Annotated in this window: 12 protein-coding genes; 1 reads left to right on the top strand and 11 read right to left on the bottom strand. The window is 71.1% G+C overall.

The annotated features are described in order from the left end of the window. Positions 1 to 30: 30 nt before the first annotated feature. Positions 31 to 903 (top strand): macrolide 2'-phosphotransferase, encoded by an 873-nt coding sequence (locus tag FHU35_RS05610; protein WP_186459268.1) that lies wholly within the window; start codon positions 31 to 33, stop codon positions 901 to 903. Positions 904 to 1,103: 200 nt separating this feature from the next. On the opposite strand, the gene FHU35_RS05605 is transcribed toward FHU35_RS05610, so the two are convergent. From FHU35_RS05605 to FHU35_RS05560, 11 genes are all read right to left on the bottom strand, one after another. Further along, positions 1,104 to 1,658, bottom strand: a complete 555-nt coding sequence (locus FHU35_RS05605) for a GNAT family N-acetyltransferase (protein WP_246110087.1) — start codon at positions 1,656 to 1,658, stop codon at positions 1,104 to 1,106. A 58-nt stretch (positions 1,659 to 1,716) separates the two neighbouring features. Beyond that, positions 1,717 to 3,162 (bottom strand): ABC transporter ATP-binding protein, encoded by a 1,446-nt coding sequence (locus FHU35_RS05600; RefSeq protein WP_246110086.1) that lies wholly within the window; start codon positions 3,160 to 3,162, stop codon positions 1,717 to 1,719. Beyond that, positions 3,159 to 3,956 (bottom strand): ABC transporter permease, encoded by a 798-nt coding sequence (locus FHU35_RS05595; RefSeq protein WP_222429281.1) that lies wholly within the window; start codon positions 3,954 to 3,956, stop codon positions 3,159 to 3,161. The genes FHU35_RS05600 and FHU35_RS05595 overlap by 4 nt, the downstream gene beginning before the upstream one ends. After that, on the bottom strand, positions 3,953 to 4,891 hold the full coding sequence (locus FHU35_RS29820) for an ABC transporter permease (RefSeq protein WP_246110085.1): 939 nt from the start codon (positions 4,889 to 4,891) through the stop codon (positions 3,953 to 3,955). Before FHU35_RS29820 ends, FHU35_RS05595 begins: the two co-directional genes overlap by 4 nt. Continuing rightward, the gene (locus tag FHU35_RS29815; protein ID WP_246110084.1) at positions 4,888 to 6,414 is read right to left on the bottom strand and encodes an ABC transporter substrate-binding protein; all 1,527 of its coding nucleotides are present in this window, start codon (positions 6,412 to 6,414) and stop codon (positions 4,888 to 4,890) included. The genes FHU35_RS29820 and FHU35_RS29815 overlap by 4 nt, the downstream gene beginning before the upstream one ends. A 122-nt stretch (positions 6,415 to 6,536) precedes the next feature. Beyond that, a complete protein-coding gene (locus FHU35_RS05585) occupies positions 6,537 to 7,325 on the bottom strand; it encodes a class I SAM-dependent methyltransferase (protein WP_145737277.1) in 789 nt (262 codons plus the stop codon). Beyond that, positions 7,310 to 8,575, bottom strand: coding sequence for an MFS transporter (locus FHU35_RS05580; RefSeq protein WP_145737276.1), 1,266 nt, complete (start codon positions 8,573 to 8,575; stop codon positions 7,310 to 7,312). The genes FHU35_RS05585 and FHU35_RS05580 overlap by 16 nt, the downstream gene beginning before the upstream one ends. Next, positions 8,572 to 9,579 carry a dipeptide epimerase gene (locus FHU35_RS05575; protein WP_246110083.1) on the bottom strand — a complete coding sequence of 336 codons (1,008 nt, stop codon included), beginning with the start codon at positions 9,577 to 9,579 and terminating at the stop codon, positions 8,572 to 8,574. The genes FHU35_RS05580 and FHU35_RS05575 overlap by 4 nt, the downstream gene beginning before the upstream one ends. Next, positions 9,576 to 10,637: a PLP-dependent cysteine synthase family protein gene (locus FHU35_RS05570; protein WP_145737275.1), complete on the bottom strand. Its 1,062-nt coding sequence runs from the start codon at positions 10,635 to 10,637 to the stop codon at positions 9,576 to 9,578. The genes FHU35_RS05575 and FHU35_RS05570 overlap by 4 nt, the downstream gene beginning before the upstream one ends. Beyond that, a complete protein-coding gene (locus tag FHU35_RS05565; protein WP_246110082.1) occupies positions 10,634 to 11,416 on the bottom strand; it encodes a Rossmann-like domain-containing protein in 783 nt (260 codons plus the stop codon). Before FHU35_RS05565 ends, FHU35_RS05570 begins: the two co-directional genes overlap by 4 nt. After that, on the bottom strand, positions 11,413 to 12,672 hold the full coding sequence (locus tag FHU35_RS05560; protein ID WP_145737274.1) for an ATP-grasp domain-containing protein: 1,260 nt from the start codon (positions 12,670 to 12,672) through the stop codon (positions 11,413 to 11,415). Before FHU35_RS05560 ends, FHU35_RS05565 begins: the two co-directional genes overlap by 4 nt. Positions 12,673 to 12,714 lie beyond the last annotated feature (42 nt).

The raw sequence follows: 12,714 nt of genomic DNA, 5'->3' as shown, positions 1-12,714 counted from the left end.
CGGGTGGCCACGTCGACTACCGTCGGCAGGGTGCTGACGGAACTCGCGCAACGCCACGGCCTGAAGGTTCAGGTCGTGGAGATCGACGAGACCGGCTGGGACTTCCAGGTCGGCCACGCGGTGGATGCCGACGGAACCCGCTGGGTGCTGCGCGTACCTCGGCGGCGCGAGGTCGGTGAACTCGTCGAGGTCGAACGCCGGTTGCTGGAGCACCTGCGCCCGCGCCTGCCCGTGGCCGTGCCCGACTGGGAGATCTGCACGCCGGAGCTCATCGCCTACCGCAGGCTCGCGGGCAGGCCGCTCGGCCCGGAGGACCCGAAGACGCTCGAATACCAGTGGTGGCGAGAGCCCACCGAGGTGTTCTTCGCCGACCTGGGTGCGGTGATCGCGGAACTGCACCGCACCCGGGTCGACGAGGTCGCCCGGCTGGGCGTGGCGGTCTCCGGCCATCGCGATCTCCGCGAGGAGGTTCGCGATCACCTGGTGCTGGCCGAGCGGATGATGGAGGTTCCCGAGAAGAAGGTCGCGCGCTGGCGGTCCTGGATTGACGACGACGGGTACTGGTCAGGGCCCGCGGATCTGCGCCTGGTTCACGCGGATCTGCACCCCGGTCATGCGCTGGTGGACCAATCCTGCCGTCTTGCAGGGGTTCTGGACTGGACGGATGCCGCGGTCGATGACCCCGCGCTCGATTTCGTGGCGGCGCACAACGCCTTCGGTGAGCGGGGACTGTCTCGGCTGCTGTCGGCTTACGTCAGTGCCGGCGGGACGGTGCGATCGGGTTTCGTGGACCATGTTCGGCTCCTCTCCGAGCTTCGGTTCTCGGTGTCGTTGGGCGTTCACGCGGTGGAGACGGGACAGGGCGGGTTCCTGGACATCGCGCAGCGGCGCCTTCTCGGTTGAGCGCCTTGTGCTTTCCCACTCTTGAGTTCTCAAACAGCAAGCCGGAGAGCGATCTCGCGCTCTTCGAACTGATGTTCCCAGTGTGCGCTCGCGGCCTCGAAAAGGCCAGCGAATGCCCATCGCTGGATGGGGTGGCGCATGTGATCACGCTCCGAGGCCGATTGGGCGGAAAAAGGCTCGCGAGATCCACTTTGGAGTGATCACACGACCGGGATGGGGATCTCGAAGTGCACCGCCGGGCTGTGGTCGGGGTCGGTGCGTCCGTCGTGGATCTCCTTGGCGACGCTGCGCCAGAACGGCTCCGCTCCGTCGATCGCGGCGTTGGTGTGCAGGTAGATCGACTCGTACCCGGGCGTCAGCGCGACGAACCGGCAGGCCATGTCGACCAGGTGCCGGGCCAGCCCGTGCCTGCGGTGCTCGCGGCGGACGTAGACGCGGAAGATCTGCGCGGTGACGCCGGAGGGGTAGCGCTCCGCGAGCCACGGGGCGTGCGGCGGGCTCTGCGGGCCGTCGGCGCGGACCGCCGTGGTGGCCACGACCTCGTCGTCGAGCGCGGCGACCAGCAACGTCTGCCGTGGATCGTGGAAGTACGCGGCGTCCATGTCGACGACGTCGTCGTGCCAGCGCGGGGTGTAGCCGTGGCCGAACTCCCGGTAGAAGGTGTCGAGCATGACCGACCTGGCGCCCCTCGCGTCGTCCCGGGTGGCCTCGCGGACCACGTAGCGGCCGACCTGTCGTTGTCCGAGCTGAACCACTCGCCCTACCTCCCCAACCGAAGACGTCTTGTGAAAATCATATTCAATAAACGCTTGGCTATGCGTCCCGACCTGCTGCTTCAGCCGTGACAAGGGCGCGGGTGACCGCGTGCTGAGGAGAGGTGAGGACGTCGGCGGCGGAGCCCTGCTCGACCACCCAGCCCTCGTCGAGGACCAGCACCCGGTGCGCGAGGCCGGCGACACCGGAGAGGTCGTGGGTGATGATCAGCAGGGCGCAGCCGGTGTTGTGCTGCAACTTGGCCAGCACGTCCAGCAGATCGGCTCGCCGCTTCGGGTCCAGGCCCGAGGTGATCTCGTCGCAGATCAGCACGTCCGGCTCGGCCAGCACAGCCCGGACCAGCGCGGCCCGCTGCAGCTCCCCGCCCGACAGGCCCGACGGGGGTCGCGACGCCGTCGACTCGGGGATCCCCAGCTGCGCCAGCTCGTCCGCGGCCCGCGCGCGAGCCCGCTCGCGCGGAACCGCCCGCAACCGCTCGGCGGTCCGCGCGACCTGGTCCAAGACCGGGGTGAACTCGCTGAACGAGGCGCGCGAGTCCTGGAAGACGTGCTGCACGCGGGCGAGCTGGTCCCGCGAGCGGCGGCGCAGCACCGGGGACAGCGGCCGGTCGTTCAGCACGACCTCACCGCTGCGATGCCGGTGCAACCCCGAGATGCACCGGGCCAGCGTGGTCTTCCCGCTGCCGGAACGTCCCAGCACCGCGAGCCTTTCCCCGGCGGCGACCTGCAACGACACCCCGTGGAGCGTGTCGGTGTCGCGATGCCCGGCGGTGAGCTCCCGCACCGACAGCACCGGATCGGTGCTCTGCGGAGGTGCCGTCACCACCGGCGCGGTCGCGGCCACCTCGTCCACATCGGACGTGCGGATGCGTCCGGCCTCCACCAGGAGGACCTGGTGCGCGAGGTCTCGGACCAGGTCGAGGTCGTGGGTGAGCAGCAGGATCGCGACCCCTTGCCGGGACACCGCGCGCAGCTCCGCGGCCAGCTCGGTCCGCACGACGGGGTCCTGGCCGGTCGTCGGTTCATCGGCGATGAGCAGCTTCGGGTCACCGATCAGGGCCTGGGCCAGCACGATCCGCTGCTGCTGCCCGCCGGAGAGCTGGTGCGGGTAGCGGCGCAGGAAGCGCTCACCGTCGGGCATCCGCGCTCGCCGGAGCGCGTCCAGAACGCGGTCCCGGACCTGGTCCTTCGGCACGTGCAGCCGTGCGATCTCGGCGAGCGCAGAACCGACCCGGCGCACCGGGTTCAGCGCCGCGGACGGCTGCTGCGGGATGAACCCCACCTGGCCGTCGATCTCGACGGAGCCCGAGAGCACTGCGCCGGGTGGCTTCTCGCCGAGCAGCGCGAGCGCGGTGGTCGTTTTGCCGCTGCCGGACTCGCCGACCAGTGCCGCGATCTCACCCGCAGCCAGGTGGAACGAAGCGCGGGAGACCAGCTCGCGGTCGCCGATGGTGACGGTCAGGTCCCGCACGTCGATGGCGGTCACCGTGCCTCCAGGAAGTTCGCGTCGGATTGCCGCAACCGCCGGTCGAACAGCAGGTTCACCCCGACCGACAGCGCGATGATCAGCAGCGCCGGGAGCACGACCGCCCAGGGCTGCAGGAACAGGCCGGTGCGGTTGCGGTCCACCATCGCCGCCCAATCAGCGGCCTGCGGCGAGACTCCCACGCCGAGGAAGCTCGCCGAGGCCACCAGGTAGATCGCTCCGGTGAACCGGGTCCCCAGGTCGGCGGCCAGCGTGCGACGCATCGCGCGGGCCACGTAGCCGACCGCGATGCGGGGCAGACGTTCTCCCTGCAGGCGCATCGCCTCCACCGCGGGTCGCGCCGAGATCGACAGGGCGGCGGCGCGGGTGATGCGCACGACGTCCGGCAGGTTGATCAGCGCCACCACCGCCACCAGCACCCGCGGATCGCCAGGCGACAACGCCGCCAGCAGCAGCAACATCAACATCGACGGCACCGCCAGCAGCAGGTCCAGCGGGCGCATCACGGTCTCGTCGGCCAGCCGGTTGCGCGTCATGCCGGCGAGCAGGCCGAGCGGGACGGCCAGCAGGTAGGTGCAGGTGGTGGCGACCACCGCGATCAGCACCAGCGAACGACCACCGAGCAGCACCTCGTCGAGCACGTCGCGGCCGACGAAATCGGTGCCGAACACGTGCCCGCCGCCGAGCAGGAACGCCACGTCCTTGGCCGGGTCGTCCGCGGCGAACAGCGGCCCCAGCAGGGCCACCAGCACGGGGACCGCCACGAGCGCGGCGGGGATCGAGTACTTGGTCATCGGTGGGCCTCCGCAGCGGGGGACAGGACGCGGGCGGCGACGTCGGCACCGAGGTTGACCAGCACGGTCGTGCTCGCGAAGATCAGCGCCAGGCCTTGCAGCACCGGCAGGTCGCGTGCCGAGACCGCCTCCAGCAGCGTGGTTCCCAGACCGGGGACCACGAAGATCGCCTCCACCACGATCACGCCGCCGATCAGCCAGTCGGCCGTCCGGGCGAGCTGCTGCACCGCGGGAGCCGCGGCGTTGGGCAGCGCGTGCGCGAAGGTGATCCGGGCCGGGGACAGGCCGAGCCGACGCGCGTGCAGGACGTAGGGGGAGCGCTGCGCCTCGATCATCCCGGCGCGCACCAGTCGGCTCAGCGAGCAGATCGGCCGCAGCAGCAGCACCACGACAGGCAGCACCAGCAGGCCGGGTTCCTGCGCCAGCGAACCACCCACGGCAGTGGGCGGGAACCAGCCCAGCTGCACGGCGAAGACCGTCACCAGCAGGATGGCCATCGCGAATTCCGGTGCTGCGTAGAGCCCCAGCGTCGTGCTGGTGATGAGCCGGTCGAGCCGGCCGCCCTCCCGGCGCGCGGCCAGCACGCCGACACCGGTCGACAGCGGCACCAGCAGCACCAGTGCCAGAGAGGCCAGCAGCAGAGTGGGACCGGCCGCCGACCCGATCACCTCGGCGACGCTGCGCGGCCCGGTCAGCGAGGTGCCGAGGTCGCCGTGAGCGGCGGCGGCGAGCCAGTCCCCGAACCGCTGCCACATCGGCCTGTCCAGGCCGAGCTGATCGCGCAGCGCGGCGATGACCGCCGGGTCCGGGTTGTCCCCGGCGATCGTCACCGCGGCGTCCCCCGGGAGGGCTTGGGTCAGGAGGAAGACGCCCACCACGACGAGGAACACCTGGACGACGCCGAGCAGGACGCGCCGCAGCAGGTAGTGGGTCACGCCAACCACACCTTGTCGAAGCGCGCCCAGTCCAGGGTGTTGGCCGGCGCGCGGTCGTCGACCCCGCCGACGTTGCCGGCCGAGGCGACGATCCAGTCGGACACGCCCCACCAGACGAAACCGCCCTCGTGGAACAGCTGCTCCTGCATGCGGCGGTAGATCTCGGTGCGGCGGTTCTCGTCCTGAGTGGACTGCGCCGCGTCGTAGAGCGCGTCGAAATCGGGTCGCCGCCACGCGGTGTTGTTGGTCGTGGAGCCCGAGAGCAAGCGCTGCGAGAAGTGCGATTCCAGCGGCATGCCCCCCGAGCGGTAGCTGGCGAGCACGCCGCTCTTGGCGATGTCGGACCAGTAGGTGTCCTTGTTGCCGAGCCGGACGTTGAGGTTCAGCCCCACCTGACGGGCCTGGTCGCTGATCGCCATCGCCGCCTCCTTCAGCCCGGTGGAGGCGTCGGAGGTGTCGAAGTCGATGGTCATGCCCTCGGCCCCCGCCTGCTTCACCAGCGAACGCGCCCGCTGGAGGTCCTGCCGCCGCTGCGGCAGATCGGCGTAGTAGCGGTAGCCCTTGCCGTAGACGTCGTTGCCGACCTGGCCGGAGCCCTGCAGCACCGAACGCAGCAGCTCCTCGCGGTCGATCAGGTGGAAGAGCGCTTGGCGCAGCTCGGGGCGGTCGAAGGGTGGGCGGTCGACCTTCATGGCCAGCCCGTGGAAGTTGCCCAGCGGGAGCCGGTGCACCTGGATCTGACCGCTCGCCTCGTAGGTGCGGGCACTGGTGATCGTGAGGTCGTGGGCGTAGTCGATCTGCTTGCCCAGCAGCGCGTTCACCCTGGCCGATTCGTCGTTGGTGACGACGATCTGCAACTCGTCGACCAGCGGCGCCCCGTCGAAGTAGTCGGGGTTGCGGGCGGCGAGGAACGAGCGTCCCGGCTCGAAGGAGACCAGCTCGAACGGCCCGGAACCGACCGGGCGGCTGAAGTCGGTGGTGCCCTCGGGGATGATGTAGGCGCCCAGCGTCGCCAGCGCGTTGGGGAACTCGGCGTAGGGCCGCTTCAGGCGGAACTCGACGGTGCGGTCGTCGATCGCGCGGCTGTTCGGCAGGTCGATCACCGACAAGCTGGACTTGGCCCGTCGGCTGCTCCCGGGTTCGGTGATGCGCGCGTAGCTGGCCAGCACGTCCGCTGCGCGAACCGGGCGTCCGTCGTGGAAGGTCGCCTGCCGCAGCGTGATCCGCCAGGTCATCAGGTCGGGGGAGGGATCCCAGCGTTCGGCCAGGCGCGGCTGCGGGGTCATGTCGGAGCCGTAGTCGGCGAGCTTGTCGAAGAGGGCTTTGGCGCGGGCGATCTCGATGTAGAGGTCCGTCTCGTGCGGGTCCAGCACCTCGGCCGCACCGCCACCGGAGAAGGCGGCGCGTAACCGGCCGCCAGGTCGTGGCGGTCCAGCGCTGCTGCCCGCTCCCGGAGCGCATCCGGTGAGCAGCACGGCACCGGCGGTCAGGCCGAGGAAGCCGCGACGGTTCAGGTTCTGCATGGGTTCTCCTCTTCACACTCTTGGATTGCGGCGGTAGCCGCTGTTTCAGGTGTGGGACTCAGCCGGCACGACGCGTCAGGTTCCGCTACCCGCACCGCCACGCGAACCAGCCCTGGAACACTTCATCTGCGTCGGCGGGCTACCAGGTGGAGGCGGTCTCCGGACATCCGCTCGGAGAGGTCCGCGTCGGCCTGCCAGGGGGTGTCGGTGCGGGGGCCGGGTTCGTCGAACAGGGCCAGGACTTCGAATCCGCAGGTCGTGGCGAAGTGGCGGAGTTCCTGGGGGAACAGCAGCCGCCAGGCGGAGCGTTGGACGAGCTCGTCGCCGTCGTGGATCCAGGTGCGTTCGCGCCGGAGCAGCTGTTCGGCGTGGTCGATCCACAGCTGGGTGCGGGACCGGTAGGTCACCCCGTCGTAGCTGAGCTCCCGCTCGGCGATCCCGTCGAGGAGCTCGGTGTTGCCGAGGAAGAACGCGCCGTTGCGAGCTTCGGCGACCAGCAGTCCGCCGGGGCGGAGGTGGTCGTGGCACCGCGTGAGGAACGAGACGAGCTCCTCGTTGCGGTGGCAGTACAGCAGCGCGCTGTCCAGGCAGGTGACCACGTCGAACTCGCGGCCCAGCGAGAACTCGCGCATGTCGGCGACGACGAACTCCGCCTCCCGGCAGTGCTCCTGGGCGTGGGCGACCATCTCGGCGGAGTTGTCGAGCCCGGTCACCCGGTACCCCTGGGACGCCCACCACCGGGAGTCCCGCCCGGTCCCGGACCCCACGTCGAGCAGGTCCCGCTTCGCGGTCTCGGATTGCTGCGAGGAGAACCTGGTGATGACGTCGTGGACGAAGGTGGCTGCGGCGTGGTCGGGGTCGGGGAACCACGCCTCGTAGATCGCGGGGTTGTCGGTCAGGAAGTTGCGCATGCGGATTCCTCCGGTCGCGGGCCGATTCCGGTGCGGCGGTGGACGGTCAGGACGGCCAGGGCCGAGGTGAGTCCGATGAGGACGCACAGGGCGGACGGGAGCCAGGGCAGGCCCGGGGCGGCGAGGTCGGTCGCCCACCCGATGAGGGCGTTCCCGGCCGCGGCGGTGAGACCGGACGCCAGGTAGAAGACGCCGAAGTAGGTTCCCGACAGGGCGGTTCCGCCGAAGGCGGGGATGAGCTCGTAGACGAACGGCTGCGCCAGCATCACGCCGACCGACAGCCCGAACGCCGTGACCAGGACCGGGGTCAGCCGCAGCAGGGCTTCTCCTGCGGAGGTGGGGGCAGTGCCGGGCACCACACTCGCGGCGACGGAGGTGACGGTGAACGAGCCGCCCATCAGCGCCAGGCCGGTCGCGATCGAGCGGCCCCGGCTCCAGCGCTCGGCGAACCGGGCGGTGATGCGCACCTGCAGCAGCAGGCTCGCCGCCGTCGACACCAGGAAGATCGCGGAGACGGCCGCGGGTGATCCGGTGAACCGCTCGGCGTGCACGGGAAGCACCAGGTACAGCTGGTTCTGGAGGGCGAACATGCCGGTCAGCGCCGCGGTGAAGGCGAGGAACCGGCGGTCGGAGAGCACCCCGCGCCAGTCGGTCAGCACCGAGTTCTCGGAGCGCTCCACCCGGTGCGGGGGCAGCACGAGCACCTGCGCGACAGTCAGCAGCGCGAAGATCACCGCGGCGACCACCGCCGAGAGCCGGAAGTTCACCAGCAGCAGGGCGCTGCCCAGCAGCGGGCCGAGCAGCATTCCGGTGTTGGCGAACACGTTGAACAGCGAGAACGCCTCCGCGCGCCGGTCACCGGCCTCCTGCGCGAGATAGGCGCGCACCGCCGGGTTGAACAGCGCGCCGGCCAGTCCGCTGAGCACCGAGGCGCCCAGCAGCACCGGAACCGAGGAGCCGAAGGCGAAGAGCCCGAAACCCGCTGCGCGCAGCGCGCATCCGGCGATGATCACGTGACGCGCGCCGAGCCGGTCGGCGGCCGTGCCGCCGACGAGGAACAGTCCCTGCTGGCTCAGGTTGCGGACCCCGAGGATCACCCCGACCACGGCCGCCGATAGCCCCAGGTCGTGCCCGAGGTAGCCGGCGAGGTAGGGGATGAGCAGGTAGAAACCGGTGTTCACGCCGAGCTGGTTGACCAGCAGCACCTGCACGGCCAGCGGGTAGCTGCGGATGAGGCGTAACGTGCTCACGCTGGTCGAACCCCCAGCCCCGTGGCGCCCTCGACCCGCAGCGTCCCGTCCTCGCCGCCGAGGCCCGTCCACGGATCGCGCGCCAGCAGCAGGTGGCCGTCGAGGTCGACCCAGCGGGCCAGCCCCGTCAGGTGCACGGCAGGGGCGATGCCCAGCGAGCTGGCGACCTGGCAGCCGAGCATCACGTCGACGCCGAAACCGCGCGCCGCGTCGATGATCTCCCGCGCAGCGCGGATGCCCCCGCACTCGGGGAGCTTGATGTTGATGCCGTGCACTCGCGATCCCAGCGCGCGCACGTCGGAGACGGTCCGGGCGTCCTCGTCGGCGATCACCGGGACCGGCGAGTCCGCTGCGACCTGCGCCAGAACCTCGGGATTCCCCGGCGCGATCGGCTGTTCCACCGCGTCGACTCCGAGATCCGCCGCAGCGCGCAGCATCTCGACTGCCTGGTCGGGTGTCCAGGCGCCGTTGGGATCCAGCAGCAGCCGGGTGCCCGGAACCGCGTCGCGGAGGATCTCGACCCGCTCCAGCTCTTCGGGCCCGGCGCCGATCTTCACCTTGAGCAGCCGGAACCCCTGCGAGGCCAGTTCGCACGCGGCCGCGACCGAGCGGTGCGCCGGAGCGATCCCGATGGTCCTCGCGGTGGGCACCGGCCAGCGAGGTGCCGATCCGACGAGGTCGTAGACCGCGACGCCCCGGGAACGGGCCACCAGGTCGTGCAGCGCGGCGTCCACCGCTGAGCGCACCCCGGGTGCTCCCGAGACTCCGGAGACCAGTGCGGTCGTGGGGTCGCACCCGGCGAGCTCCTGCTGCGCCGTCGCCAGCTCCCGCTCGATCCGCGCCACGTCGAGCTCGTAGTAGACGCTGGTCACGGCTTCCCCGTGACCGGTGATGCCGTCGTGCTCCACGGTGACGGTGACCGCGCCCCGCTCGGCCATCACCGAACGCGAGATCCGCAGCGGCTCGCGCAACGCGAGACCGCCCACCTGCCAGCTCAGCTTCACGCGAGCACCTCCTGCTTCAGCAGCGGGTCGCTGACGACTCGGCACCGGGTCCACCCGGTGGCCTCGACCTCCGGGTCGGCGACCTCCACCGGGCGAGTGGCGGTGTGGCCGTCGAGAAGTCCCCGAGCGCGGCAGAAGTCGTCGTCGAAGACGGTGCCCAGGTAGCGCTGCGGGCCGTCGGGGAACACCGTCACCACGTTGGCGCCGGGTTCCACCCGGGACGCCCACGCCGCGACCAGCGACACCGCGCCGGTGCTCCAGCCGCCGGTGACGAAGGAATCGCGGGCCAGCGTGCGGCAGGCGGCCACCGCCTCGGCGGGGCCGATCCAGTGCACCTCGTCGAAGTCCTCGTAGGAGACGTTGCGCGGGTGGATGCTGCTGCCGAGGCCGCGCATCACGCGCGGGCGCGCCGGCTGGCCGAAGATCGTCGACCCGACGGTGTCCACGCCGATCAACCGTGCGCGCGGCCACCTCGTGCGCACCGCGCGGATCGCGCCGGAGCTGTGGCCGCCGGAGCCGACGCTGCACACCAGCACGTCGACCCGGTCCAGCCGGTGCGCGATCTCGGCGCCCATCTCGTCGTAGCCTGCCGGGTTGTCGGGGTTGTTGTACTGATCAGGCCAGTAGGCGCCCGGCAGATCGCGGCAGATCCGCTGCACCTGCTCCAGCCGCGCCTGCTGCCAGCCGCCCACCGGATGCGGGCGGTCGACGACATCGAGCCGCGCTCCGTGGGCCCGCAGCAGCGCGCGCATGCCGGGTTCGAGCTCGCTGTCGACGACCAGCACGATCGGATGTCCCAGCGCGTTGCCTGCGAAAGCCAGCCCCACGCCGAGGGTTCCGCTGGTGGACTCCACGACGGGCGCGCCGGGCAGCAGCTCGCCGCGACATCGGGCACCGCGCAGCATCGACAGCGCGGCGCGGGCCTTCATCCCGCCCGCGCTCAGGCATTCCAGCTTGGCCCAGAAACCCGGATGCGGCCGGGGCAGCGGTGCCGACACGCGAGCGAGGGGCGTTTCCCGCACCAGGTCGAGGAGATTCGGATTCGGGGAGACGTTCACGACGCGGCCACCTCCGAGTAGCGGTAGAGCACGCTCGGGCCGCCGTCGAGCCAGAAGAACGGGTAGGGCTCGGCGGACACCGCGGTGACGCCGTCGCCGAGGAACCGCGGCAGGATCCCGCTCCCCGTCTGGGCGAAGAACACCAGCGGTGTCGCGGTCGTGCGCGCGTGGTCGAGCACGGTCTGGAAGGTGCTGCTGCCGAGCACCATCCCGGAGGCCAGCACCGCGTCGCAGCCCTCCAGCGCGGGTTCGGCGTCGGTGATCACCTGCTCGTCCCACTCGGTGCTGCCGCCCTTGCGGTCGCACGCCACGTAGTCGATCCCGCGCTCGCGCAACCGCTGCAGCAGCGAGTTCACGACGCCGATCACCAGCACCCGGCGCACCCCGGGCGGGAGGAGGTCGACGACGTGCTGCGAGCGGTGCAGGGATTTGCGCAGCGAGTCACCGCGTCGCAGGTGCACGGCCTCGGCGTTCTCGTGGTGCGGCCGGAGTTCCTGCAGGTGCGCGTCGAGCGCGGCGATCCGGACCGCGGGCAGCGGGTGGCGCAGGAGCTTCCGGACGGGTTCGCCCACGCAGTCGAGCACCACGTCCTCGCCGACCTCACCGGGTTCCACCGCGCAGGACCCGACGGAGGCACCGACCCTCAGGCTGAGCACGTGGTTGCGGTAGGAGCGCTGCCGGGAGGCGTGCCGAACTCCTTGCTGGGTCAGGAAACCCACGCTGACCTCGGGATCCGCCTCGGGAAGCGCCGACTCGATCAGCTCGTCCAGCGCGGTCACGCGGCGTCCTCCGCGTAGTGCACGTCCAGGCCGGAGATCAGCAGCTCGGCGTGCGGGCGCGCCGAGCCCGGCCGGTCGCTGGTCACCATCACGTGGCCCAGGTAGTTGTTGTTGCTGGTAGCGGCCCCGGCGCGGTGTCCGGAGGGCTTGAGCTGCCACTCGGCCACCGCCGGATCGCGCAGGGCGTCAGCGCCTCGGATCTCGGCGATCGACCCGGTGCGCGGGGGCAGCAGGAACGAGATCGCGGCGCTGGCCGCGCCGGTGTCCACCGGGGTCAGGTCCGGCTCCTCGCCGAGGGCGAGCTGCGCGCACACCCCGGCGAGGTCGATTCCCGTGACGCGGCGGATCAGCTCGGTGATCCGGTTGCCCGCCGGACGCGGGTTGACCTCGACGATCCGCGGCCCGTCGGCGGTCAGCTTGATCTCGGTGTGGCAGACGGTCTGGTCCAGGCCCAGTGCTTCGATCGCGGCCACGGCGGTCGAGGTGACGCGGTCGCGGGTGTCGTCGTCGAGCGCGGCCGGGAACATGTGGCCGGTTTCGACGAACCACGGTGCGCCGGCGACGCTCTTGTCGGTCACGCCGACGACCGTGGTCCGCCCGCCGGAGGTGACCGTCTCCACGCTCACCTCGGCACCGGTCAGCAACTCCTCCAGCAACACCACGGGACTGCGCTGCTGGCCACGAGCGTTGACCGGAAATCCTCGCAGCTCGGCGAAAGCCGCTCGCAGCTGCTCGACGTCGTCGACCCGCCGCACGAACATCCCCGCGCACAGGTCGACCGGTTTGAGCACCAGCGGGAATCCCATCGCCACCGCTGCCTCCTCCAGGCCGCGCAGCGACTCGGACAGCGCGAACGCCGGGCCCGGCACGCCTGCGTCGCGCAGCGCGCGCCGGGTCTGGTCCTTGGCGCAGGCGCGCTCGACCGCTTCCGGTGCGGGACCTGGAAGTCCCAGCCGCTGCGCGATCTTCGCGGCGGCGGGCAGGTAGTAGTCGCACGAGGTCGCCACCCCGTCGAAGCCGAGCACCGACTGCAGCCGTTCCAGGTGCGGCAGCAGCACGTCGGGCTCGTTGGTCTCGCAGGTCAGCACGTTGTCCGCGCCCAGCAGCGGGTGCGGGCCGGGGCCGGGCGCTGAGCGCAGGTAGTGCTGCAGGTCCCTGGTGGCGAAGCTGAACCGGTGGCCCTCCTCGTGGATCGCTCTGGGCAGCAGCGTGCTCATCGCCCCGACCCAGCTCTCCACCAACAACAGGTGACTCACACCGACTCCTCACGATGATTGCGCATGACGATCGGCGATGAT

It is taken from the genome of Saccharopolyspora dendranthemae (genome assembly GCF_007829955.1).
In the GTDB taxonomy this organism is placed as follows: domain Bacteria; phylum Actinomycetota; class Actinomycetes; order Mycobacteriales; family Pseudonocardiaceae; genus Saccharopolyspora; species Saccharopolyspora dendranthemae.
The sequence above is the reverse complement of the archived record's forward strand: the minus strand, read 5'-3'. Positions and strand labels throughout refer to the sequence as shown.